This is a genomic window from Novipirellula galeiformis (assembly GCF_007860095.1).
GTDB lineage: Bacteria > Planctomycetota > Planctomycetia > Pirellulales > Pirellulaceae > Novipirellula > Novipirellula galeiformis.
In genome coordinates this window covers 161,816-187,110 of sequence record NZ_SJPT01000005.1, presented here as the reverse complement: position 1 = coordinate 187,110, position 25,295 = coordinate 161,816, and the positions used below count along the sequence as shown (strand labels likewise).

Here is a 25,295-nt window from a genome sequence, read left to right as displayed (position 1 = left end):
TGAGGTTCGGTTCCTTTCTCTTGGTCCTGGGACAGCAACGATGTCGCTGGTGCAAATCGCACAATGGATGATTCGGATTCGACAGCAAGATGAGTTAACACCGGCATTGATTTTGCCGGCTCACTTGAATTTGCGGGCTCCGTTCTATGAAGCGTTGGGGCGTAGCCTTGCCGACGCGGGGATTCGTCGGGTTCGGTTTGATGTCTTGCGTCCGATTGGCGGGCTGTGGCAATCGGTCGCGAATCGTATTTTCGCCCAGCAAGTCGGTCGTCTCAACCGAGTTCTCGCTCGTCGTCATGACGAGGCACTTTGGGTGCAGGTTGCCTGGACCGCCACGATCGCCCGCCCTCTGCGTGTCGCAGAAAACTCCGCAGCGGAGTTCGTGATTGGTGTTGCCCAGAGCCGTGATTCGTTACCGACCTGGGTCGCCTCGATTGACTTAGCGGAACCCACGGTTTAGCAAGAACACACGGGGGAATCGGCAGCGTGGATCAAGAGGGGTCGTAAAATGATGGCTCAGCGCTACAATTTGGGCGGCTGATGCTTGATCCCCCAGGCTTCGTTTGCGGGATGATTGTTTGGTTTCTTCCTTCCTTTATCATTCGAAGCTCCGTTGTCCGAACTTGATCCCCCTGGCTCGATTCCACCCCCAGATCGGCAATGCCGTGTGCTCGTTGGCGTATGCACGTACAACGAGGCTGAGAATATCGCGGCGATGATCGAGCGACTGCGAGCGGCCCTTCCCGATGCCGATTTGCTGATCGTGGATGATAATTCGCCGGACGGCACCGCGACGATCGCTTTGGACTTCGCTGACCGTATTGCGGAGTTACGAGTCCAGGTGCGTGAACACGAACGGGGGCTCGGGGGAGCGATTCGTTATGCGATGAACGATGCCATCGAGCACCACTACGATTATTTCTTGAACCTCGACGGAGATCTCAGCCACGATCCGGCCCAATTGCCGCGATTGCTCGACCGCGCAATCGCAGTTCCCGAAATCGATGTCGTCGTCGGTTCGCGATACGTTGCCGGGGGAGCGATCATTGGTTGGCCTTGGCGTCGGCGGATGATGAGCCGGATGGTCAATCAATTCGCCACGCTCTGTCTTCGCTTGCCGGTCAAAGATTGCAGCGGTTCGATGCGGTGCTATCGCGTCGACACACTCAAACAGTTGAATCTTGGCGATTGGAATAGCCAAGGATACTCGTTGCTCGAAGAGGTGTTGGTGCTGTTAAAACGAAAAGGGGCGGTCATGGACGAGGTGCCGATCACCTTTACCGATCGCCAGCGAGGGCACAGCAAGTTGACGTTTCGTGAGGCGGCGCGATCGGCAATTAAAATCTTCTCACTGGCGTTTCGGTGATCCCAACGAGGCGGTCTCGCCCTCGAGAATCGCTTCGAAGGCCGCGATCGTGTTGGCGTTCCCCATGCGAATCAGGTTCTCTCGCAGGATGACGTTTTCCACGGTGCGAATGAAGCGTTCGTACTTCACCTCTTTTTCACGATCACTAAGTTTCGTTTTGCTGGTGTTGGCGAGCTCACGATAGTTTGCGTAATCGGGATGCACTTCGATTGCGCGGATAAAATCGTCGCTGCGAGTGGTCATTAACTCGATCCCGATGGGGTTCAGTGGATTGGCCAACCCCGGCCACCGCGATCGCATATCGGTGGCAATCTTTCGTCGTAGTGCCGCACTGGAATCGGTGTCGGTGTTACGTGCTCGCCGACGTCCTCGCGGTCGAGCTTTTTCTTTTTTTTGCTCCGCGACTTCCAGGCGATTTTCGCCTTGTAAGTCGAGTTGTTCCGAGAGGCCTTCGAGTACCGCACGATCCGAAGCGGTTGCAAACGTGATCAATTCATCGTAAGCCAAATCACGCGGCAACAATTCCGGGTGTTGCTCGTCTTGAAAAAGGCTTTCTTCGCCCAGGAATTCTCCAGAGGTTTTGATCGGCAAATCAATCGTGTCACTTTTTAGAATCGTGTACGCATGGGCTTCTTCGAACGAAACGACCCCGTCTTGGTTGTAATCGGGAAGTTCGATCGGTTGATCCAAGCGGGTGCGTCCCGCGATCGCTTCCCAGAAATAGGTGCTGTATTCGACATACGTCGCTTCGTCGATTTCGGGGGTGCATCCTGCGGCGGGGCGGTCGTGAACGGTGGCAAAGAAACCGCTTCGCGTTTGCGAGGAGCGTCCCTTGTCTGGATCACCTTCGTTGTAAACCAGACGCGCAAATCCGCCCGCGTGGCACTGGACCATGATCGTGACCACGCTGACGCCCTCAGGCAATTGATCCAACATGGCTGACAGTTCGCTGACCGTAATCTTGCGGTGATTCCACAGCGAGATGGACGTGTTGTAGGGGTGGTTGCGAGTTTGACTCTCGTTGCCGTGGGCGGTGACGTAGAGCACTAACCGGTCTCCTTTTTCCATCGTTGAGCCGACATCGTCAAACCACTGTTGAATGTTTTTCGGCGATGTGGAACCACGGACCTTGTCGATTTCATGGTTGCGATACGATAGTCCGAGGTCACGCTGGCTACCAAAAAACTCGGCCATCAATTGATTGGCCTTGGGGATCGAAGTTCGATCGATCACTTGCAGGTCGTCGTCGGGATGGTCGCCATCGGAAAAGTAAATGTCATTCACGTTTTCATCGAGGCGATGCTGTTTAAGCAATCGCTGGAAAAACAGCACGTTGCGTTCCAGCGATGCTTGATTTCCCGATGGCGAGTATCCTCCACCAATGGTCAAGAAAAAATCCGCTGCCGTCGCGGAATGCGACGTTGCAAACGAGCAAGCAGCGAGGACCAGCAGGACACGGCGCAGGCTTCTCATGAATGGATTCCAAATGGGGGAATTGTCGTAGTGGATCTTGCTAAAGATCCTTCACGCGGGATCTTTAGCAAGATCCACTACGGAGGAGGTGTGAATTCCCGTTTTACGGTTTGGCCAAATCGACGGCGACCAATTCGTTGTCATTTCGCACGTAAGCGGTTTGGTTGGCGTAGGCCGGGTGGCTCCATACGACTTTCCGTCCAAAGCTGGATTGCGTTGGCTCGAGTACTTTCATTTGTCCACGCGAATGGTAGCCATCGGCATCCATGTCGGCGATCGATAAATGCCCCTCTTCACCAAACAGAAAATAATGCCCCGTGGGCGTGTGCCGAGTGATGAAGGCGGTTCCAACAGGAAGTCGGCGTTCGTTTTCGGGACGAACGGGATCGTAGGTTTGCCAGATCCGCTCGCCATCTTCGACCTTCACGGCCATTAACGCTCCGACACCTTCATCCGTACCAAAAATCAATCCATCCTTGATGATGGGCGTCATCGTCGAAACGCTCAGCGAGGTCTTCGGGGTGCCTGACCACAATTCGCTGACCGCGGGTTTGTTTGCATCGAGTTTCAACATCAGCGATTTGTTCTTGATCCCGGTCGCGAACAAGTAGTCACCGCTGCGTTGGGGACGGCTGATCGACATCCCGTAGTCGGGAACTAGCGGGACGGTCCAATAGGTCTCGCCCGTTTTCGGATTCAGTGACGCGACCGCTTGCGGATGCCACGCGATCAACTGAGTCGTGCCGCCCGCCTGGATGATCGACGGAGGGCAATAGCCTGCGTCGGTGCTGGTTAATGCTTTCCATTTCACATCGCCCGTGTTTTGATCAAAGGCAACGACCGCTTGGCCTTCGCCGCCGACCATCGTCACGACCATGCCATCGGTTACCAACGGATGAGCTGCAAATCCCCAAGTGGGAGTCTCGGCGTTGAATTTTTTGGGCAAGTTGATGTGCCACTTGAGCGTTCCACTCTCAGCATCCAGGACTGACAAGTCGCCTTGCGCCCCCAGGATGGCAACGATCCCATCGACAACCGTCGGGGTCGCCCGCGGACCTGCGGGGTAGCTGATTCGATAGCTACAGGGATATTCATACTTCCAAATTTGTTTGCCGGTGGTGGCGTTCAGGCAAAGCAGACGTTCGATCCCCTCGAGTTCCGGTTTCGCAGCTGGCTCTTCGACCAACGTTCCCTTGGTGCGTTTGTAATCCATCACATAGATGCGGTCACCAACGACGGCGGGACCCGCGTATCCACCTTCGACTGGCACCCGCCACTTGATCGGCAATCCCGCAGCGGGAATCGAATCGACGAGTCCCGTTTCGTTGTAATTGCCATCACGCGTCGGCCCCATCCATTGCGGCCAATCGTCCGCTGTCGCAACATTCCCCGCCAGCACGCTGGTCACCGCCAGCATCAACAGGGATCGGATCGTTATCGCTGCAGTGTCGAGAATCATCGCGTCGGGTCCAGTGGTTTCGGAACAAAAGGGGTATGAAAGGCAGTCGCGGGATGAAGGCGACTCGGTAGATGGTCAGCGACATTCTAAGCGAAGTGAACCACTCAGCGCTGAAGGCAAAACCGCAGAATCGAGAATCTTTGTCAATCTAGTGGGCGTAGCGAGGATCCGTTTTACGGATGATTTCATTGATCCCCGTTTGATTGAAGCCTTTGTAGCCCTCGTCACGCTGCAAGATTTCCAAGTGCGAACCGATGCTGCCCGAGTGGCGGAACCGCTCGGCTTGCTCGGTCGTGATCGCGCCTTCACTCACCGCTTGTTCAATCCGCCCCTCGGCGACCGGCCAAACCTCTCCGTTTGTAAACGCCTGTTTTAAAAAATTAAAGTCGGTGAACGGAGCCATCGTTTTGATGCCGCGCTCGGCTAATTGAGTGCGTGCGGCAGCAAAATCAAATTGGCATTCGAGGTGGTGCATGCCCGCTTGCAAGACTGCTTCGCCGTGCAGTTTGCACCACAGCCCCACGGTGCCAAGTTGATCGCGGTGCGGCAGTGGTGCATGAGCAAAATCGCCCGAGACCTCTTCCGCGGTTAAATCGACATCGGCAAAGATGACCACCCCGGTCGCGGGTTGTTCTAACACCTGAGCTCCCCAGCCCGCCTCGGCTCCACCATAGAACCGTTCGCGACACTGAAACCCGAGTTGTTCGAGTAACGCGATCAAACGAGTGAAGTGTTGGCGGCTGCTACGGTAGGTGTGATGGTCGTGATTAGCCCAGCCGAGTCCGAGTTCGTCTTGGCGTGATTTTTGAACGCGAGCTGCCTTGTTGCGGCTTGCCCAATAGCGGCGTTCGGCGGCAAAAAATAAGTCGCAAGTGCGATCCACGCCGAGATCCTTCTTGGCCGCAGCGATCAACGAACACGCATGAGCAAAGCCATCTTCGTCCGAAACGAAATCGCGTTTTCGCAACAGCAACGCTTCCTGGTGCTGCAGGATCGCTTGCACGTTGGTCACGGGCAATTCACTCGGTTTGAAACCAATATCTCCATGTCGCTCGATGACGCAAAACTCGGTCGACTCGGTTTCCCAAACACACGCCAGTCTGAGCGACGATCCAGGCAGTCCTTGAATCGGAGTCGCGCTGCGATGAGCGACTAAGAAATCGGCCACCGATTCGACTTGAATGGTCACTCGTCGCTTGGGGAAACCACCCAGCACAACGTGGGGAAACAAGCCAGCGGGGTGCTGCCAAATCGGGTCGCCAGGTTCACGGCGCAATTGAAAACCTGATTGTGAAAGCAGCGATTCCGTTTCCACTGAAAACGGGAGCGAAAAATGATCGAGCCAATCGCTCAACCGTGTTCCCGTTTCGTCCAACATCCGTGTCCGCAAATCGGCAACAAAGCGATTGTCACGAACAAATTCTTCGGTCCATTGATCGATCAGCATTGCCGCCTGAGGCTGACATTTCCAATCGAATTCCGACAATGGCGATTCGGGCATGGTCATCGGGCTCCACACTGTAGCGAGGAAGGAACACCACGAACGGATTCGTGATCATCCATTGCATATTGTACCAGCGCCGAAAAGAAAGTCGTTGATCGCTCTGCGATCAAAACGTGGGATAGGCATCCTGCCTGTCATCGGTATTTCAATAATTAATCCTGCCTGTTGTCTTCTCGTAGCAAAAGTCGTGAAGACTTTCGTCCGCCCTTGGCCCCCCAATCCGAAACGCTTGGCGAGTTTCGCTACGAAGTGCGTATTTGCCATGGCAGGCTGGAAGCCTATCCCCGCATTGCAATACGGCTAGATTGACGTCGAATCTAATTAGCGATGGCGGCACAAGACGCTAACGCAAGATCGCCTGGGCGACCCTCAGGCCGCTGTTCATCGCGCCTTGGATACTGGGCGTTTCCCGGTGATCGCCACACACAAACACGCCTTCGCGGTCTGTTGCGATGGGCTGCATCACTGGGTCGAGCGTTAACTTAGGCAGCCCAAAGGGCACATGGTAGATTTGCAGCCGTTTCCACCCACTGACCTGATCGCCAAACCACTGAGTCAATTGTTTGCGAAGGGATGCGTCCAATTGATCCGGGGCTTCGTTTTGGCTGAGCGTCGTGCTGACCGAGATCAAGTGCCGTCCTTTGGGGGCATAGTTGGATGCGACATTGGACATCACCATCGCACTTTGGACTGGGCCTGGTTCATCGCCTCGTAACAGCAATCGTCGCCGCTTCGTCGGTGCTTGGTCAGCGCCGTAGTAAACCGTCGTGGTACCGGACCACTCGGTGTCAAACGATTCATCGTCGAGCAGGCTTGCCGCCGCACTGCTTTCGGTGGCAATCACGATTTGATTGGCACTCAGGTTGCGTCCGTCGGTCAGTTCAACGGATCCTTGCCGAAGACTCGCGACGGTGGTTTTCAGTTGCAGGGTGCCGCGTGGCAGTCGGTCAGCGAGTTGACGTGGGATTTCGGCCATCCCGCCCGCAGGAATCGAAACGCGTCCTTGGCTGAACATGCGGAAGACGAACTCCAACATCCGGCTGGGCATTTCGAGTGATTCGTCCAAGAACACGCCGCCTAGAAAAGGGCGAAAGAATTGGTCGATGATGCGGTCGGAAAATCCCGCGTTGATTAATCGCTCGATCGTGCTCGTTTGATCGCGTGTGTAGAGGCCATTGAGGGAGTCCGCATGAGAGGCGCTGCGAAGTTTCGAGATTCGCCATTTGTCGGCCAGAGAGCCAACAGAATTCTTGACGGTCGCGGGGATTTCGTGAGGCCGACGCCAGGGATCGCCAAGGATCTCGAAGTGACCGTTTTGACGGATCAGTACGCCAGGTGAAAAGTGACGCAAGTTGAGTTTCTTGTAGTCCAACAGTTCACGGCAGGCCGGGTAGGCGGTTAACAGCACTTGGAAACCATGGTCGAGCGTGTAGCCTTCAATGTGGTCGCTACGGACACGGCCTCCGACGCGATCGCTCGCTTCAATCACTGTGACCGATCGACCCGCTTCGGCAAGCTTGACGGCACAGGAGAGTCCGGCCAGCCCCGCACCCACGATGATGACATCGAACGAGTCGCCAGTCGTCGCGTTAGACATTGAGTTGCTCTTGGAAATCGGGGGTCGACGGAATGCTGAATCTTGACAGAAAACGCGTGAGGCGGAAGCTAAATTTCGCTGCAGCAGGACAACGTGTCGGCCGACGTCCAAATGCACGGACGCCCGGCGACGATACGAAGTCCTCTAACGTCAACCGGATGACAGGCTGGACGCCTATTCCACCATTTTGAAATTTTTGTTGCGCTTTGACCTAACGTGTCACCGCGGATGCGATGAAGTAAGTAGCCGAAAGCGGCACCTCTTCAAATTAAAAAACACAAAACATCTCGCGGAGTTTGATCATGGCTAAGTTTTACGTTCAATCCGGAAATTTGCGTACCGTTGTTCAGGCAGAATCGAGCCGCAAAGCTGCAATTTGGGCTGTCCATGAGGCGATGCAGCAAGTTTTACCCGTCGATGACGAGTTTTCGCATTCAAAATCCGATCATGACGGCTCGGTAATGAGCACCGTGATCATGTTGGCCAAACGGATCACGATCAGCGAACGAGGCTTTGATCGCAGCGATGCCGCGGTGATGTCGACGCTCGAAGTGATGAACGAGTGGAACCAAATGGTCACCACGCTCGATCGTCTCGAACAAATGATGCACCATGCGGCGTAATGGGGGTGCCGGCAACCCGCGGATAAATGGGAAGGTAATCGCGAGGTGTAGTGCCCTCGCTATTCTTTTCGCAGGTAGCCGGCACTGGTTTGAAAGAACCGACTGCGGCGGACAACCGGTTGAGACTGATCCTGGGCCGCTTCTTGCAAATCCAGCAAGTTGGCTTGGCAATAGCGACAACCGACCTCGTCGAGATGAAACCGAATGTAATCATTCGGTTCGGTATCCAGCGTGCCAAGAATGTATTGGCCGAGTTCCGAACGTGAGGGGCACGACAATCGTTCGCGTCGCCAAATTCCCGCAATCGTGTGCAGCCCAGCGGCCTCGCGTCCTTGAATCTCGGTCAACCGTTTGCGTAGCGAGGTGTCGCTGCGTAACGCTTGTTCAAGTTCCGAACTGCGATTGGCCGGTAACGCCTCGTCCAGAAAAGCCGCCAGTTCCGAATCGGTGAATTCGTTCATGGTTGCACGCTCCCAGGTCGTTGTGAGGTCGTAAGCAGAGAGGCAGAAATGATTGGGTGAAATCCCATTAGCCGCTTGGGCGTTAGCCCCGCTTGAACCGCTTAACCCTTGACTAACGCCAAAACGGCTAATCTACCGAAGATTCCTGCCTACCTGTTTAGCGAAAGTCGTCAAGGTTCTCGGCGATCCGAGCGTGAACGAAACTCTTGGCAAGTTCCGTTACCTCGGAATCAATGCGAACCCCATTGCTAACCGTCGAAACGACTCAGGCAGAGCGTGACGTTTTGTCCGCCAAAGCCAAAGCTGTTGTTCAGTGCGTAGCGGATATTGGCTTCGCGAGCGACGTTAGGAATGTAATCCAAGTCGCAATCGGGATCGGGGTTTTCTTGGTTGATCGTCGGTGGCAACACTCCATCGCGAATCGCCATCAAGCAGACAATCATTTCGGTCACGCCGGCCGCGGCAATCAGGTGTCCCATCATGCTCTTGGTGCTGCTAACGGGAGTGTTGATTGCGTTTTCGCCGAACACTTCTTTGCACGCTTTGGTTTCGACTTTGTCGTTCACCGTGGTGCTGGTTCCGTGTGCGTTAACGTAACCGATATCGTTGGGGGTCAATCCAGCGTCCGCGATTGACATTCGCATTGCCGCGATCCCGCCATGGCCATCCGGTGGAATGTCAGTGATGCGGTACGCATCGGCGGTGGTTCCGTAACCGGCGACTTCGCCATAGATCGTCGCCCCACGACGTTTGGCAGCTTCGAGTTCTTCGAGCACAACCATTGCCGATCCCTCGCCCAACACGAAGCCGTTTCGTAAACGGTCAAATGGACGGCTGGCCTTGGTCGGTTCGTCGTTACTTTCGCTCAGCGCGGTCAGCAGATTGAATCCAGTCACGCCGAGCGGATGGATCATGCTGTGCGTTCCGCCGGCGAGCATCACGTCGGCATCGCCGCGGCGGATGATTTCGGTTGCTTCACCAACCGCTTGGCTGCTGGCGGCACAAGCGGTCAAGCAGTTCAGGTTGGGGCCTTGGGCATTGAACATCGTCGCCAAGTGAGCCGCGGGCATGTTCGGTTCTTGCTCGAGTTCTTTGGCAGGATCGAGCAGCTCGAGTCCTTTGCCGACAAACTTCGCGGCATCGTAAGTGCCGTTGGCAAGCGCCGCTGACATCATGCGGCTGAATGTTTGGAAGTCTTGGTTGCCTTCGCCGCTGCCCATGTAGACACCAAAGCGAACGGGATCGGAGATCGAGTCCATCACGCCACTGTCTTGGATCGCTTGTTTACCAGCCCCGATTGCAAAGCGGGTGTGGCGACCTCGGTTTTCCCATTGTTCGATCGATTCTCCGACTTTGCTGACGTCCCAATTTTTGACCTCGGCACTGATCTGAGTGGGAAAGCCACTGGCATCAAACAGCGTGGTCTTGGCGACGCCGCTTTTACCTTCCTTGAGACCCGACCATACGGTCGCGGCGTCATGGCCCATCGGGTTAATCATTCCGATACCAGTGACGACGACTCGGCGACGCATGGGGAGACCTTTGGTGTTGAGGAGAGAAAGCGAGAAAAGAATGGGGAGGGCAACGTCGGCGGTCTTAGAGATTCTCGTAGACCGGAACGGGGGTTCCGTCGGGTTTCACGGCGACATGGAAAAAATTCATCAATCGTAACATCGATTCTAGGTCGCCCGGTCCGAAAAGGGGACCGGTATTGAAGCGATCTTCGTCGAGGAAGGCAAACATCAGATCGATCTCGGCGTGCAATGTTTCGCCGATATGGCTGATTCCGGTCACGGTCGCTCCGGTTTCCTGGAGCGATTCCACTTTGACGTCATACCGCAGTTGATCGCCGGTCCGCGCGGGTTGATGAAAGATCGCCTTGCCCACCTTGGCTAACACGCATCGTTTTTCGAAACCAAAGTGTTCCGAAACCAGAATGCCGCCAAGTTGAGCCATGCCTTCGATCACGAGCGTCGGAGGTAGCACGGGAAAGCCGGGGCAGTATTTGTCCACGACTTCCTCATCGAGCGAGACATTTTTAATGCCGCTCGTATGGCTACCGCTGACGAACTCGGTAAATCGATCGATCCAAAACCAACGCATGGGGGACTAGGCTCCGACCTTGGTTTCGACGTAATTGCACAGGTCACCAACGGTCAACAAGTTGCCGAAGTCTTGGACGCGCGGGTTCTTTTCGAACTCCGAAAGGTCGGCCCAAGGCATACGTCGCTTCAGTTCGGCCATGCCTTCGGCGGTCACGACGCCGTCTTTGACGTATTCCGAGTTAGTCAAAACGTCTTCGGGCGACAATTCTTCACGGGGGATCGTGATGTCGAACGCTTTTTCAAGCTTGAAGACGATATCGAGAAAGTCGATTGACTCGGCACCCAAGTCGCCGACCAAAGTCGCTTCGCGTGTCACTTCGTCATCGTCCACGCCCAAAGCGTCGATCAGGGCTTCTTGAACTTTTTCGAAAATTTCTTCTTGGGAAAGTGCCATCGGGGAATCCTTTAAGGGCGGTGCACAAAAATGGTCGTGAGGGATGCGTCGCAATTCGACGCGTTAGTTGTTTTGTATTGAGGTCGCTCAAGGCGACATCGTTGTCGGTCCAAGCTTATTCTCGTTCAAGCTTAGCTCGCTGCTTTAGCTGGAATGAGCGCAATAGGACCGAATAGTTCGTCAAATTGTTTTTTGGCCCGGTTGCGGACGTCTTCGTCCGTTTGCAGGCGTTCTGGATCATTGCAAGAACGCCGCTGCAGCACCAGACGAGCCGAAACGGTGGTTCGCCCCCCTTTCTGGGCGGTGGCCTTGATGGTGGTCAGGTCGCCGTCGGTTTTGATCGCTTCGGCGGTGATCTGCAAGGTTTCGCCAGGAGTCAGGAAGTCGCCGAATTTAACCCCCCGAACCTCCTTTAAGAGCACCAACGCGCTTTCAAAATTGTCTCCCGTGCGGATCAGCCAAATCGCGGCCTGATGCAGCGATTCGAGCATCATCACCCCTGGCATCACGGGAAAGCGTGGGAAATGATCCAGCAAGTACTCTTCATCGGCGTGCAGCGTTCGCTCTGCCGTGATTCGGACTCCGGGTTCAAGGGAGGTGATTTTATCGAGTTGTCGGTACTTCATTTTCCGGTCATTGACGCGTTGGGGATCGCCATAAAATAGTTTTCGCTCAGTTTTGCCTCAACCGTAGTTCGTAACGATTATCCCGCGTTTACCGGAAATTCGTTGATTCGACGCTCGGCAACGACTGGGTTTCGCTCGAAAGCGGGGTCGCTGATTCACTCCGTTGGCCCGCTTCTACGAGGCGTGGGGCGGTATTTTCTCTGGGAGGTGCCGTGTTTTCACTGCGTTGCCCCGTGTTTTGACTGCGTTGGGCTGTGTTTTCACTGCGTTTGGCTGTGTTTTCACTGCGTTTGGCTGGGGCAATGACCAACACGCCTGTGACCAACAACGCGACTCCTAATAGTCGAAGTGGCGATGCGTCGGCTTGCGGATTGCCCATCCAACCAAAGTGATCGAGTAAAATAGCCGCCAAGGTTTGTCCTGTCATGATGGCAGCAAACCAAGGGACCGATCCCACGCGAGGAACGAAAAACAGAGAGGTCGTGACGACGACCACTCCGATCGCGCCTCCGGACCAGACCCACCATGGTAATTGCCCCGGCGTTGATTTAAATGTCGGAGGGAAAACGCCGGCAAAAAGACACAGAATCAATAGCAGTGCCGTGCCCACCGCAAACGAGATCAAAGCCGCTTGGTAGGGATGGGCCAGCGCTTTGCCGAGCGAGCCATTGGCACTGGGCTGAACTCCCAGTAGACATCCCGCGGCTAGACCGACGAGGATTGCGATGGAAAGCATGCCGGTCGCGTGTGGCACCTAGCAACCCTTTGCGGTTTCGACCGCTTTGCTGTCTGGGGCTGGCCCGTTGTCTGGGGCTGGCCCGTTGTCTGGGGCTGGCCCGTTGTCTGGGGATGCGTCGCGGCGTTGTGGCCCCGCAATTTCGGGCCCCAAGTGTTTGATCTGGTTTTGCGCGTCAACGAAAACCAATCGCGGACGATGTTCGGCTACCTTGTCTTCGGGAACAAAGGTGTAGGTCGCCAAGATGACTTGATCGCCGGGATGCACCAAATGAGCCGCCGCTCCGTTCATGCAAATGTCATTCGAGCCTGGCGTTCCCGGGATCGCATAGGTTTCTAAACGGGAGCCACGCGTCACGTTCCAGACGTGAACCGACTCGTAGGCAAAGATCCCTGCGGCCGCAAGCAACTCGGGGGGGATCGTTACACTTCCTTCGTAATCGACATCGGCCCCCGTAACGGTGGCGCGATGGATTTTTGCGGAAAGTAGTTTTCGGAATGGACCTGTCATCGTTTTACTCGCTCAGATAAGGCTCAAGCAGCTCACGCGTCTTCGTTTCATCGATCGACAGCTTCCCGAAACCGAGCACGCCCCCTGCATCAATGGATGCTTGTTGATGTTCGTCGTAATTGGTCACCAGCATGACCGGGACCGATCCCACCTCGGGATCGGCTTTGATTTGCTTCAAAATTTCAATTCCGTCCGAATAGTCGCGATCAAGCTTGCGATTGACCGTGACCAAATCGACCTTGCGATTGCGGAGAGCCTCGAGCGTGTCTTCGAGCCCGTGGGTTTGAACCACCGAAGCTTTGAAGTTGGACGAGACCATTCGTCGAATCGAATTGAAGTCGGGACCGCAATTTCCGCAATCCACAAGCAGCTTAGACATCATCAAACCAATTTATATGCAAGTCTTTTTACGGTAGTTCCTGCGTCGAGCGAAACCCTGCTTCGATCGAAGCGGCGTTCGCACGGCGAGGTTACCGGCAATTCAAGCCTAAGAGGGTAGCTATGTCGTAGGGGACGGCAAGCGGGCTGAGCGGATTCACAACCGAGCCGGGATGATCCACGACCCGACACGTAAGTTTTGACGTTTTTCATTACCTGACGCGTCAGCGAGGGAAAATCGATCTTGATTGGGGCCCTCGCGGATGATTCGGGGTGTAAAACGCACCGCATTTTAAAAATCGCTCGCGCAACCCCCTGTTACGAAACGGTTTGCCGCAAGAACCAGTTGTCCGGTGAATCATCCGGCCTCGCGGCGAAAGGCATACGAAGGGAGTCGACCGCCTGCGGAGCGTTTGCTCAATTGAAAATCGCAGGCGCCCTCATTTTACCATCGGCATTTTACCATCGGCTGCGATTTTATCATGGCAACGGTCTCCCGCACCGCAGTGATCGGGAGTCCCGTTTGCTGCGGTGCAGGCTCAGTCCTCGGGCTTTTCAATTATTCCTCGATTTTTCCAATCGCGAATAATTTGTCCTTGGTGCTGATATAGATGGTTCCGTTGGCAGCGACCGGGGTGCTGTAAACGCTCGTTCCCATATTGATTTCTTCGAGCGGTTCTTTGTTTTCCGGACCGAATTCGAAAATCGCGACATCTCCATCTTCATCGCCGATGAAGACGCGTCCGTCCGTGATCAGCGGGCTGCCCCAGCTTTGGGCGAACATGTCGTAGGTAAAGTAAACCGTTGGCATTCCCTCGTCGGTGGGTTTGGCGTTTAAGCAGTGAACCAATCCCGAGAAGTCGGCGATGTAGAGGATGTCGTCCTTGATCGCGACCGTTCCACAGCTGCGGTGCATCTTCTCTTCAAAGTCGAACTCGCCGTCGTCATTTTGGTCCGCCATGGTGTAGTGCCAAACGACTGCCGAGTTGGGATTGTCGATCGCCGCTTCGCCTTCCTTCGGATCGACCGCTTGAATGCGACGGTGTGCGATCGGGGTTCGCGTCCCGTCGTCTTCGATCTTCACCGCCAACTGCGGCGACACGTCACCACGCTTGTTCGGGTCGATGCACCACAAATGGCCCTCTCCTTCACCGTGCTCGGGGTCTTGTCCGACCGCTACATAGACCAACCCGTCGTAGGCAACCGGAGTCGCAATGATGTTGTTGCGAGTTCCCTCGCCGCCGAGGATCCATTTGGTTTCTTTGGGGTTCGCATCGAATTTCCAAAGCAATTCGGGCTTGCCGTCTTTGCCTTGATCGGCTTTGTAGCTGTACAAGTAGCCGTCACCGCCAGCGAACAAGACTTGAGGAACCCCGTCAAATTCCGCCACCATCGGGCTGGACCATTGTCCATGAAGAATGTTGGTTCCTGGGGCGTTGTCGGTCCAATACAGTTCGCCGGTGTTTTTGTTCAAGCAGATGAAGCTGGCTGCATCGGGTGCAGGCAAATTCAGGTGCGATTCGTCCAACCCGTTGCTGGTGTTGACAAACAGCAAGTCTCCGTAGCTGGTCACACTGCACGAGGCCATGTTGTGCTGGCTGGTCCCCAATTCGCTCATCATGTCGTAGACCCAAAGCGTGTCGGCATCCCGTTTGTCATGGACGCCGAGCGTTTTGGTGAACATCAATTTGGGGCCGATCGCTTTGATGGTGATCGTGCGGTCTACGCCGCCAAAGTTGCCCGTCGCGGCCCAGACTTTGCCTTCGGTCAATGTTTTTAAGGTTGCTTCGCCTGCGAGCGGTTCGCCAGCGGTATCGAGGGCTTGCTTCGCAGCGTCGGACAGTTTTCCTTCGCCCAGTGCAGCGAGGGTGTCGGCGTAAGGTTTAGCGCCGGGCCCCGCGTTCATGATGTCGGCCACATTGACGACTTCGTCTTTGACCGGACCATTGTCCTCGCCGTCGTGAAAACCTTCGGTGTCGACACAGCGGACTTCGCCGCGGCTGGTCACGAACCAAAGCCGGTTTCCTTCGACCAACGAGGCGCTACAAATGCCTTGCAGTGGCCAGTCATGGACGCGGCCGGTGATCAATTTTTCGCTACTGTGTTGCCAAAGGAATTCACCGTTGGATTCGTCAAACGCGAGCAAGCAGCCAAGGTCGACCGTCGCTGGATAGCGTTTTAAATATCCCGCACCGTTGTTGGTTCCCACAAACACTTTGCCGCCCGAAATCACCGGGTTGCCATAGGTTTGGCTGCCCAAGTTGGCGTACCAGCGAATGTTTTCCGCTTGCTCTTTGGCCCATTCACCCGTTTTGCGATCAAACTTTCCGATGTTCCATGATTCAGGGAGCCCGGTAACGTTAGGCACATTGTTTCGCAAACGTGTTCCACCCCACTGAGGCCAATCGCCTCCGCTGCTGAGGATCGCTTTCAATGCGACTGCTTCGCTCGCATCGGCCTTGGTGGCAACGAGACTTGACTCGGCCGAGGCTGGCTTGCTCGAAGTCTTCTCGGCGGGCTTCTCCGGCGGGGCGGCTTTTGTCTCCGGAGCGGCAGGCTCGGCGGCGGCGGGCTCGACCGCGGCAGGCTTCGTTGCCGGAGGAGCCTTCTCGGCGGACATTTTTACTTCGGGAGCTGCGTCCGCAGGCGTTTCAGTAGCTGGTGCTTCCGCAGCGGGTTTCTCAGTAGCGGGCGTTTCAGCCGCAGGCATCTCGACGGCGGGCGTTTCGGCTACACCGGTCGTCGTATTGTTCGACTCAATCTCGCCTTGATCGAAATCAAGCTCAAGGTCCTCGGTCGTGATTTCGATCGAGCCAGGCGTTTCAGGTGGTTTACAACCGCTTAGTAGCACGGAGGTGATACTGCCAAAAACGGTAGCACCGAAAATCAAAGTCCATGCGGACAATTCAGTCTTTTTCATAACGAAGAAAGTTTTTGAGCGAGAGTGTTTTTCGGGAGGGAGAGGTGTGGCGCTCGCGAGTGTCTTCGCGAGCGCCGCGTCTTCATTCTAGTGAAGTGTGGGAAGTGTGCTATTCGTTTGCAGTCACATCGACGTTGTCGATGTAGATTTCTGCATCCTTGGCATTTCCGTAAAGCCCCGGACTCGCGTTCAAGTTGGGGGACTCGTCGCGAGCCGTGATCGTCCATTCTTTGGGCTCCGGCTCATCACGCGGCCAAATTTTGCCTTTCAAAATGGCGACTTGTGCAGGGGGCTCGCTCTCGATCTCCGCTTGAAACTTCATCCGATACCAAGTGTTTTCCTTCCAAGCGAAGGGGATCGTTTCCGCCATCCGAAGTTGAGCCGACCAGGTGCGGATTTGCAATTGTTGACTCTGGCCCATCAAATCCATCACGTATCCTTGCGCGGTCAAACCGATATCGGGCAGTTTGTCGTTGCTGCGCGCTCCGCGGACATCGGCCGAGATGGTGTAGTTTGAAAGTTCGCTTGGCCCCATCCATGAACGGCTCCGAGCTCCCTTAGGGATCGTCGAGATTTTTACCAGGGCTGGCGATCCATCGACGTCACGAATCACGTGACGATAACGAGCCCCGACCCAAGACAGCGGGGGATCGCTCAATTCATCGAAGGTAAACTTCCATGGCAACGGGGGGACGATGCGAACGCGAGCGGTTCCGGTTGCGTTTCCCGCTTTGGCGGTGATTACCACGCCGGTATGAGAGGCGTCGGCGTTGGCGGTGAAGGTGGAGCCTTCGATCTTGCCGGCACCCTGCACTTCATACGTAATGTCGGCGTCAACGTCCAACGACTGGCCAAGACGATTGAAAAGGCGGGTGCTCAATTCGATCTGTTTGCCTGGCTCGACTACCGATTCAGCGGGAACGACCAAGATCTGAGCCACATCGGGGTTTTCCGCAAGTGGAGTCTCGTCGCCCATCGAGCTGGCCATATCGACGCTTGCTTGCGTGCCATTTTCGGTGGCGACACAGTAAAGCGTCTTGGAACTGGGGAAGTACAACCGCCCATCGGCGACAATCGGGGACCCGGCGAAGTCGGCGTTATCGACGCGTCCCTTGCTGAGTACTTCGAAGCCGTCTTCGGTCGGTTTGACCACAGCCCAGCGGCCATTTTCGGTCAGCACATAGATTTTGCCGTCGGCGTAGAGCAGCGAGCTACGTTGGCGGCTGCCGACAAACGCCTTGCGTTCGACGATCGTTTCACCGGTCTCGGCGTCAAAAATCCACATTTTGCAGCGATCGTCGACCAAGTAGACGCGACCATCGACAAACACAGGCTCGCTGTAACCCGCGACCACTTCTTCGCGTTTCCAGACCTCTTCGGCCTTGGTTTCATCGCCGGTGCCCGAGATGTTCAGTGCGACGATGGCACCCATCGCGCTTCCCGAGACATTTTCTTCGCTATGAGCCGCAAAGACTTGGTTGCCAACGACCAGCGGCGTGGCATAGATGCCACGACGTGAAAACGGGAAATTCCATAGCGGTTTGCCGGTGCGAGGCTGGAATCCCCAAATCGCACCGTCACCCGCACCCATGATCAATTGCCGTTGGCCATCGATCGTGACCAAGCTTGGAGCCGAATAGGTGGTGTCGTAAGGCAAATCACGTGTGCCGCTGAACCAGACGATTTTGCCGGTGCGTTTGTCAAAGCCCAGCAAGCGGTGGTTGGGTTTGGCAAACTCGCCCCAGTTGATGATGATCCCGCTAATGATCACGAGATCTTCGTGAATGATGGGAAAGTTGGTGCGTCCGCCGTAGGTGCTGAGCATTCCGAATTGTTCGTGCAGCGGAATCTGCCACACCGTTTCGCCGGTTTCTCCATTGATACAGAGGAAAATATCACAGGCACCCAGGACGTAAACGTTCCCGGTTTCCTGGTCGCCGACGACACTGCTCCAACCAATGCGCTCAGCTGGAACATCCGAAAGCCAGACGTTGTATTGATTTTCCCAGAGCGTTTCGCCTGTTTTGGCATCCAGACAAACCACTTTCTCCGATTCCCGGCGGGTCCCTGGCAACGATCGCTGGATCGTGTAAAGCCGTTCATTCATCACGATTGGGGTACAGGGGCCCCCGATGTCGTCCCGTTTCCAGAGCACGTTGCTACCTTCGCCCCCATCGGGATCCCAATCTTCGGCCAAGTTGGTTGCCGTAGCGGAGCCGTTGTAATGCGGGCCACGCCAATAAGGCCATCCGGCGTTGTCAGCCTGGGCTGGCGCGGCGGGCAAGCAGATCACAACAATGGCAAAGAGCAGCAGGGCTCGCAAGGAACCGGCAAACCAACTCTTTCGGAAAAGCGATGGCATGAGAAACAGGGATTGCATCGAAACTCTCGTGAGGGAAGGTCGTGTGATTGTTCGTGTCCTGCGACGACTCGCGCTGACAGTTTAAAAGGCTCTCGTTCGTATTCTAGTCTCCGAGTTCAGCTCTGCGGTGGTCACCGATGACCGTGATTTACTGGCTCGAAGGTTTTTCTTGGTCAAAGTGTTCGTCCCCGGCGTCAAAGTTAGGGGTGCTGAGGATGATCGTCTTCATTTCCCCTACCGCGCGGTGGCGAACACCCGCAGGAATCAGGATAGCAGTTAAGGGACGAACCGGGTGGAGGGTGCCATCGAGTTCAATCGCCGCATCGCTTTCGCATTCCAGTATGACGTAAACCTCGCTGTGCTCCTTGTGATAGTGAGTGCGGGCAGCGGTCGTGATTTCCGTTAGATGAACCGTACCAGGAAACTCGGGACGATCCTCAAACGCCCGACGGGCGGTGCCACAAGGGCACGCGACCGCAGGTAATGCGGTCAGATCGACGAGTTGGGGGGCCGTTTTTGCTCGGTTCAAGGGGAGGACTCGTTTGCTGCGGTCGGTCGGGAGCTGCGAAAAGGGTGACGTGTAAAGATAGACGTTGAACGCAAATGGGGCTTTGGTTCAGGGGGTGCTTGGTCCACCCTTGGTTTCACCAAGGAAGGATCTCGAACCAAAATTCGTTTGGGGTGGTGGGGAAGCGCGGGTGGTCGGCAAAACACCGGGGGGGAAGGTCAAAACGGGGTGAGTCGTAGTTTGAATTTAGCGGAAACTACGCTCATTTACCTCAGTTTATACCGATCGTGCCCAAGATGCCATGCGCAGAAGGGTCACAGTCGTTGTTCTCGGAAGAGAAGGACGTTTTTGCCTAGTCGTCAAAGCTTTCCAAGCGCATGAAAATCAAGTGGATCACTGATTATTGCCCCCGCTTGCGCCGATATCGTTAGTGTCCCGCTAATGAAGGCTTCACACCAACGAGTGTGAGGCCAAGTTTGGCGAGGCAAAATAGAAGGCTTCGATATCGGATGTCGAGGCGAAAAGGTATTTCGACCCAATTGAGAGTAAGGGGTCTTCCGAGTCATCTCGCGGAATCAAATTCACGTTTGATCCACCGGGATGGGAATCAGGATCACAACAAGCTAACGAAGTCGGCGGGCCGGGTGCTCGCACCCGAACCGTTAGGGCGTGTTGAAAAAGTGACGAGGTGTACTCGTCGGCGACTTCGTTCGACGACTGGACCTCGCCTTGCCTGAATGAGGAATGATCTCACTCATCAACAATGAAATGCCGACCAACAACCCGCAGAAAATGGCATAAAGGGAGACGTGGCTCCAATGAAGCGGACAATCTTAACTTTGACCCTCGTATTGGGTAGTTCAATTTGTAGCCAAAGCTTTGGATTCGATCTTTTGGATCGGATGCTTGGCGTTAAAGGCTGTGGCAGCTCGACGAGCTGCTGCGATGCACCAACATACGACTGTGACAGCCCTTGTGGTTGTGCAGTAGAACCAGCATGCGGCAGCGAAGCGGTTGCATGCGGTTGCAAAAAATCTGGATGTGGATTGCTGAAAGCGGGCCGCGGCCTGCTTGTTGGCGAGCCAGCATGCGGTTGCGAAGCACCTGTGTGTGCTGAACCGACTTGTGGCATTGAAGCAAACGCTTGTGGATCGAAGCTCGGTTTGGGCTTGCTCGGTCGTCACAAGTCCGCTTGCGGATGTGCGGAACCCGCTTGTGGTTGCGAAGCACCTGCCTGTGGCGGATGTGCAGAGCCATCGTGTGGTTTCGAAACACCATCATGTGGTTCGAAGATCGGTCTCGGTCTTCTGAAGCGTGGTTGTGAGCCAGCATGCGGTTGCGAAGTCAACACCTGCGATTCCCCTTGCGATCCTTGCGGCAAGAGCCGTGGCGGATTGCTCTCGAAAATGTTCTCTGGCAAACGAGCCTGTTGTGACTTGGGCTGCGACAGCGGCTGCGAAGTCCCCGCTTGTGGCGGATGCGAAGTTGCATCTTGCGACAGCGGTTGCGACAGCGGATGCGGAATCAAACGACCTGGTCTTTTGACCAAGTTGTTCGGTAACGTTCGCAACCTCGGTTGCAAAAAAGGTTGTGACAGCGGCTGCGACAGCATCTGCGACAGCGGATGCGGATGTGGAGCTTCGGTTCCTCACGCTCCTTACGAAGCGGCCCCCGTTGCTGCTCCTGAAGTCGAAGCTGCTCCAATGCCACCAGCACCGATCGTTGATCCAAGTGCTAGCGTGACCAGCAAGCGTCGCGTCATTCAAGCCAGTGCAAGCTACGTTCGCTGAAAAATGCTTACAAAGGTAGCCCACTGAGCTATAAGACGTGACCTAAACGACCCGGTCGGGGAATTTCCCTGTCCGGGTCGTTTTTTTTTTGCGTTCATGGCATTGATGTTTTCGGTCCTCAAGCCACGTTTGTGTCACCCAAGTCGCTCGATCGGCCTCGCCAGCAGCAAAACTCACATTGACGTTCAACTCGTAATTTTCTAGCTATTCATGCTGAGAACCGAGACGTACGACTCTCAAGTGACAACCTCTTAGCGATAACCCACCCGAAGACATGTCCAAACGCATCTTCTTTTCTGTTGGGGAACCCAGTGGTGATCAGCATGCGGCTCGACTCATCACCCATCTAAAACAGGCTTACCCCGAGATTCAGACGACTGGATTCGGCGGCGAATCGATGCAGGCGGCGGGCTGTGAATTGGAGCTCGATCTGACCAAGCATGCGGTCGTGGGGATTTTGGAGGTTTTGCCAAAGCTGCGCGAGTTCTTTCGCTTTGTCGATCAGGCTGAAGCCATTTTCAAGACCGGCACGATCGATGCCGTCGTCCTTGTTGATTTCCCAGGTTTCAATTGGCATATCGCCAAACGTGCCAAGCAATACGGGATTCCCGTCTACTACTATTGCCCCCCCCAACTATGGGCCTGGGGCGGGTGGCGAGTGCGGAAGATGAAACGGCTTGTCGATCATGTGCTGGCGGTGCTGCCGGTCGAGCAAACCTACTTTAGCAAACACAATATTCCGGCCACCTATGTCGGGCATCCGTTCTTTGACGCGGTGGCATCGGCCAAGCTTGACGAGCATCTGCTCGCACGCTTGGCAAAGCAAAGCGACGACGGGGATCAATTGGTCGCGGTGTTGCCAGGGTCGCGCACTCACGAGGTCCAACGCACGTGGCCGGTCATGCTCGAGTCGATCCGGCGATTGGCGAAAACGGATCCTGATGCAAAATTCTTGGTCGCCGCGTACCGGGATCGCCACTGCTTGTGGTGCCGGAACCAATTGACCGCAGCGGATGCGGAGTTGCCGATTGAGTTTTACGTCGACCGCACAAGCGAAATCATCGAAGCGGCACGTTGTGCCATGATGGTCAGCGGGTCGGTGAGTTTGGAGTTGATGGCTCGGCGAACGCCTGCCGCCGTGACGTATCGGATCGGCCGATTCTTGTATGCGTTCGCGAAAATGGTTGTGAAGTTAGACTCGATCACGTTGCCCAATTTGATGAGTCCTCGAAAGGTTTTTCCCGAGTTCATCTCCGTGGGGTCGACGGAGCCCGCCGTCGAATTTTTGACGCAATCGGTGGGCGCGTTCCTGCACGACGAGTTTTACTACCAACAAACGCTCGCCTCGATCGACGAATTGCGACGTCAGCATGCGGGCGGCGGGGCGACCGCGAAGGCTGCGAATTGGATCGGCGAGCAGGTCGCGGGACGGCGCGACGAAGCCCTTCGCAACGCCGCTTAGCCTATTGCCGCGTGCCTTTTTCGCCGCGTGCATTTTTTGTGACGAAACTCACCTGCGGCTTGTTGAACTTTGGCTCAGCAATCGCATTAGCGATCCAGTCCGTCGACCGCGAAACAGTAGATTTCGCTCGAGATCGAGGCATCGAAATCGTTGTCGCAACAGACCCAGAGGGTACGACGACCATCGGCCAAGCGAGGTCCCCAGCAAAGTCCCTCGGGTTTCTCGTGCGCGTTCTCACCGCCCAGGCCAAATCTCGGCTCAAGCAAATCGATTAACAGACTTTTCTTTGCCGGGATAATGTTCTCAGGTAGATCGGTTTTGGGCAACGATTCGATGCCACTGACATCACTGGCGCCGGCGATGTCGATCAAGAAAATCTTTTTGGTTTTTGCTTCCAGCCCCGCTTTGCTGTCGCGCTCAAGCACAAGGAGTCGCTCCTCATCAATCGCCAAGATTTCGCTGGTGCCGCTGGCGAGATTGTCGAGGGGGTAAACGATTTCACGAATGCAGTTGTGGTTGCCGTCGAAGACCAGCGATCGGCAATTCAGCCCTAGACATTTGCCATCTTCGATCACCGCATCTTGGATCAGCGGGCTTTGGGGAAGTGCGATCATGCGGTTGCCGCTCGGCGTCACCGCGATGCCTTCCAAGCCACGATTGCTGTAAATCCCTTGTTGGACGACGCCGTTTTCGGGCTCGCGCAAGCGAAATTTATCGGGCACGGTGAACTCGTATGAGATTCGTCCCGATGGATCGACGACGACAATATGCGGTCCGTACTCGTCGCTAAGGAGCAATGATTGATCGGCGAGTAGGCGAATGCCTTCGGGGTCGAACGCCGTCCAGGCGTGTTTCGCGTTTTTGTTGTGCTGGTGTTGCTGGTGAGCTGCGGACGAGCCAACCAACGGTTCGCCGGCCAGCGTGTGCAGCAAGTGCGTCGACTCGAGTTGGAACGAGAGGGTCCCGGTTGCCGGGTCCGCGGCCAGTTCCACTTCGTGGTAGCGGCAGTGATAGGTCACTGCGCCGTCGCCGGCGCCGCGATCGGCCAGCAATAGGAAGCGGTTGCCCGTGCCACGGTACTCGATTCCCGAGAGGCCTCCGAATTGGTTGGCGTGGGATCCGTCTTCGAGTTTCCGCTGGTCCTCGGTGGCGTCTCGATGGTCGCCTCGGATCGCCAGTTTTCCAATCAATTCAATTTGTGGCGACGCGGCATTCAAAGCCGCGTCGCTGAAGAGCATCGCGGCAAGGCTGATGCGGAGGATTGATCCTACTAAAATCGCTTTCCAAGTCATCGTCGGCACCAACGCAAAAACGAGGGTTTTTATTCAATACACTAACGTTCATCTCAGAGCACTCGATCGCGAGTGTCCCCTGAGCGTGAAGCACGGCGGTGATTGTGTAAAAACTTGGCGAATATCGGATGTGGAAAATGTGAAGAAGCGATGAAGGTCGTGGCCTTGCTTCGCGACTGCTCCTCGTCTCCTTTTCTTGCGGATCGGTTGAGTCCCCAGCGGCGATCGCGCTCAAGGCGAATGGGATTCCTAGGTGAACTCGTTGTTACGAGTCAGCACGAGGTTGTCGCGGTGGATCGCATTTTCATACGGACAATGCCCCAGGATGTCGCCAATTTGGTCGCTCGATTTGCCCATGATCTTCTCGAGTTCGGTCGATCGGTAATTGCTTAGACCACGAGCGATTTCGTTTCCATCGGGATCATGCAGCGCGACCACTGCTCCTCGCCGAAACGTTCCTTTGACGACCCGGATGCCGACCGCTAATAGACTGCGGCCATCTTCCCAAACCGCTTTGACGGCGCCGCGGTCGAGATGCAGAATCCCTTCGACTTTCGCGGAGCCACCGATCCAACGTCGACGACCGCGGATGGTTTTCTCGGTCGGAGGGAACAGGGTTCCGATCGGTTCCAATGCGAAAATTTTGTCGAGCACTTCATCGTCATGGCCTGGAGCGATGATGGCGGTGTGGCCGTGGGAGGTCGCGATCTTGGCGGCCTCGAGTTTGCTTGTCATTCCTCCCTTGCTGACGCTGTTGAGTTTGTCGGAGGCCAAGTTGAAGACTGCGTCGTTGATCGCGTGGACCACCTGCAACCGTTTACTTTTCGGGTCTCTAGGGGGGCCATCGTACAGTCCGTCGACGTCCGAAAGGATGATCAACAAGGTGTCGTTCAAGAGGCCGGCGACTCGAGCGGCCAACCGATCGTTGTCCCCAAAGGTCGTCATCAATTCGCGAACGGCCACCGAGTCATTCTCGTTGACGATGGCAATCGCGCCGTAGTCGTGAATTCGGCTCAGCGCGTTGCGAACATGCAAGTAGCCACTGCGGCGACGCAGGTCCGAGGCGGTCAGCAGCACTTGGGCGGCATGGTGGCCGCCCGCGGCGATGCTTGATTCGTAAGCTTGGATCAAGTCGGTTTGCCCGATTGCCGCGACCGCTTGAAGTTGAGAGATGCCCTTGGGGCGGTTGGCAAGTCCAAGCTTACCAACCCCGGCGCCCACGGCACCGCTGCTGACCATGACGGTTTGGCGTCCGGTATCGGCAATTCGGCAAAGTTGTGCGGAAAGTTTCGCGACTCGATCGCGGTCAAGTTTACCGCTAGGCGTCGTTAAGACCCTCGTTCCTACCTTTACGACAACGCATTTTGCATTTTCGATTGCGGTTTTTCGGTACGCTTTTAAGGTGGCTTCAGTTTGGTCCATCGGAAAAACGATCCATTTTGATTTTAAGATACGCCAGCCTTCCGAGGCTGGCGTGACGGGAATTAGCAGCACGATGATCTTAAAAAGACCGTCGCAAGGAAAGCATAGGGAGGATTGTTTTAGGCTGTTAAAATGATTTCACCGCGGTTTTCACCTGAAAACATTGGCCAGCTTCGTTAACGCCCCAAGATTGAATTGTCGTGGGGAATCGACGACCTTGGAAGCCCAGCGTACATTTCGTGTAGACTTGATGAAGTTGTATTGATTTGAAAACGGTTCAAAATCGATGCTTCTTCCTCGCCCCCCA

General features: G+C 55.5%; 22 protein-coding genes. 5 read left to right on the top strand and 17 right to left on the bottom strand.

What is annotated here, in order from left to right; genetic code table 11:
- The first annotated feature begins 40 nt into the window (after window positions 1-40).
- Window positions 41-460, top strand: coding sequence for a hypothetical protein (locus Pla52o_RS14615; protein WP_146595361.1), 420 nt, complete (start codon window positions 41-43; stop codon window positions 458-460).
- 153 nt (window positions 461-613) lie between these two features.
- Window positions 614-1,366 (top strand): polyprenol monophosphomannose synthase, encoded by a 753-nt coding sequence (locus Pla52o_RS14610; RefSeq protein ID WP_261343350.1) that lies wholly within the window; start codon window positions 614-616, stop codon window positions 1,364-1,366.
- Here the strand turns inward: Pla52o_RS14610 and Pla52o_RS14605 are convergent.
- The 4 genes from Pla52o_RS14605 to Pla52o_RS14590 all read right to left on the bottom strand — a co-directional run bounded on the left by Pla52o_RS14605 (window position 1,349) and on the right by Pla52o_RS14590 (window position 7,399).
- Window positions 1,349-2,839, bottom strand: coding sequence for a hypothetical protein (locus Pla52o_RS14605; protein WP_146595360.1), 1,491 nt, complete (start codon window positions 2,837-2,839; stop codon window positions 1,349-1,351). The two genes, Pla52o_RS14610 and Pla52o_RS14605, sit on opposite strands and share 18 nt — an antisense overlap.
- A gap of 103 nt (window positions 2,840-2,942) precedes the next feature.
- The gene (locus tag Pla52o_RS14600) at window positions 2,943-4,298 is read right to left on the bottom strand and encodes a PQQ-binding-like beta-propeller repeat protein (RefSeq protein ID WP_197169251.1); all 1,356 of its coding nucleotides are present in this window, start codon (window positions 4,296-4,298) and stop codon (window positions 2,943-2,945) included.
- Window positions 4,299-4,446: 148 nt separating this feature from the next.
- Window positions 4,447-5,799 carry a hypothetical protein gene (locus Pla52o_RS14595; protein ID WP_231612349.1) on the bottom strand — a complete coding sequence of 451 codons (1,353 nt, stop codon included), beginning with the start codon at window positions 5,797-5,799 and terminating at the stop codon, window positions 4,447-4,449.
- Window positions 5,800-6,145: 346 nt separating this feature from the next.
- Window positions 6,146-7,399: an NAD(P)/FAD-dependent oxidoreductase gene (locus Pla52o_RS14590; protein ID WP_146595358.1), complete on the bottom strand. Its 1,254-nt coding sequence runs from the start codon at window positions 7,397-7,399 to the stop codon at window positions 6,146-6,148.
- Window positions 7,400-7,701: 302 nt separating this feature from the next.
- On the opposite strand from Pla52o_RS14590, the gene Pla52o_RS14585 reads away from it, so the two are divergent.
- Complete coding sequence (locus Pla52o_RS14585) at window positions 7,702-8,022, top strand: hypothetical protein (protein WP_146595357.1); 321 nt, start codon at window positions 7,702-7,704, stop codon at window positions 8,020-8,022.
- Between the two features lie 59 nt (window positions 8,023-8,081).
- On the opposite strand, the gene Pla52o_RS14580 is transcribed toward Pla52o_RS14585, so the two are convergent.
- From Pla52o_RS14580 to Pla52o_RS14530, 11 genes are all read right to left on the bottom strand, one after another.
- Window positions 8,082-8,483, bottom strand: coding sequence for a hypothetical protein (locus Pla52o_RS14580; RefSeq protein ID WP_146595356.1), 402 nt, complete (start codon window positions 8,481-8,483; stop codon window positions 8,082-8,084).
- Window positions 8,484-8,731: 248 nt separating this feature from the next.
- Window positions 8,732-10,015, bottom strand: a complete 1,284-nt coding sequence (locus tag Pla52o_RS14575) for a beta-ketoacyl-[acyl-carrier-protein] synthase family protein (RefSeq protein WP_146595355.1) — start codon at window positions 10,013-10,015, stop codon at window positions 8,732-8,734.
- Window positions 10,016-10,079: 64 nt separating this feature from the next.
- Window positions 10,080-10,586, bottom strand: coding sequence for a 3-hydroxyacyl-ACP dehydratase FabZ family protein (locus Pla52o_RS14570; protein WP_146595354.1), 507 nt, complete (start codon window positions 10,584-10,586; stop codon window positions 10,080-10,082).
- A gap of 6 nt (window positions 10,587-10,592) precedes the next feature.
- Entirely contained in the window at window positions 10,593-10,982 is a 390-nt protein-coding gene (locus Pla52o_RS14565) for an acyl carrier protein (RefSeq protein WP_008694933.1), read from the bottom strand.
- Between the two features lie 131 nt (window positions 10,983-11,113).
- Window positions 11,114-11,608, bottom strand: coding sequence for a 3-hydroxyacyl-ACP dehydratase FabZ family protein (locus Pla52o_RS14560; protein ID WP_146595353.1), 495 nt, complete (start codon window positions 11,606-11,608; stop codon window positions 11,114-11,116).
- Between the two features lie 88 nt (window positions 11,609-11,696).
- Complete coding sequence (locus tag Pla52o_RS14555; protein ID WP_231612348.1) at window positions 11,697-12,344, bottom strand: DMT family transporter; 648 nt, start codon at window positions 12,342-12,344, stop codon at window positions 11,697-11,699.
- 18 nt (window positions 12,345-12,362) lie between these two features.
- Entirely contained in the window at window positions 12,363-12,854 is a 492-nt protein-coding gene (panD, locus tag Pla52o_RS14550) for an aspartate 1-decarboxylase (RefSeq protein WP_231612347.1), read from the bottom strand.
- 4 nt (window positions 12,855-12,858) lie between these two features.
- Window positions 12,859-13,233, bottom strand: a complete 375-nt coding sequence (locus Pla52o_RS14545; RefSeq protein WP_146595724.1) for a response regulator — start codon at window positions 13,231-13,233, stop codon at window positions 12,859-12,861.
- 558 nt (window positions 13,234-13,791) lie between these two features.
- Window positions 13,792-15,852 carry an outer membrane protein assembly factor BamB family protein gene (locus tag Pla52o_RS14540; protein WP_390620891.1) on the bottom strand — a complete coding sequence of 687 codons (2,061 nt, stop codon included), beginning with the start codon at window positions 15,850-15,852 and terminating at the stop codon, window positions 13,792-13,794.
- Window positions 15,853-16,261: 409 nt separating this feature from the next.
- Window positions 16,262-18,532, bottom strand: a complete 2,271-nt coding sequence (locus Pla52o_RS14535) for an outer membrane protein assembly factor BamB family protein (protein ID WP_231612346.1) — start codon at window positions 18,530-18,532, stop codon at window positions 16,262-16,264.
- Between the two features lie 130 nt (window positions 18,533-18,662).
- Window positions 18,663-19,043 (bottom strand): cupin domain-containing protein, encoded by a 381-nt coding sequence (locus Pla52o_RS14530; RefSeq protein WP_146595350.1) that lies wholly within the window; start codon window positions 19,041-19,043, stop codon window positions 18,663-18,665.
- A gap of 1,520 nt (window positions 19,044-20,563) precedes the next feature.
- On the opposite strand from Pla52o_RS14530, the gene Pla52o_RS27440 reads away from it, so the two are divergent.
- Both Pla52o_RS27440 and lpxB read left to right on the top strand, forming a co-directional pair.
- A complete protein-coding gene (locus tag Pla52o_RS27440; protein WP_231612345.1) occupies window positions 20,564-20,812 on the top strand; it encodes a hypothetical protein in 249 nt (82 codons plus the stop codon).
- Between the two features lie 274 nt (window positions 20,813-21,086).
- Window positions 21,087-22,274: a lipid-A-disaccharide synthase gene (gene lpxB, locus Pla52o_RS14520; RefSeq protein WP_146595348.1), complete on the top strand. Its 1,188-nt coding sequence runs from the start codon at window positions 21,087-21,089 to the stop codon at window positions 22,272-22,274.
- 86 nt (window positions 22,275-22,360) lie between these two features.
- Here lpxB and Pla52o_RS14515 read toward each other — a convergent pair whose 3' ends face one another.
- Window positions 22,361-23,566, bottom strand: coding sequence for an esterase-like activity of phytase family protein (locus Pla52o_RS14515; RefSeq protein WP_146595347.1), 1,206 nt, complete (start codon window positions 23,564-23,566; stop codon window positions 22,361-22,363).
- Window positions 23,567-23,815: 249 nt separating this feature from the next.
- Window positions 23,816-24,988: a glutamate 5-kinase gene (gene proB, locus Pla52o_RS14510; RefSeq protein ID WP_146595346.1), complete on the bottom strand. Its 1,173-nt coding sequence runs from the start codon at window positions 24,986-24,988 to the stop codon at window positions 23,816-23,818.
- Window positions 24,989-25,295: the final 307 nt, after the last annotated feature.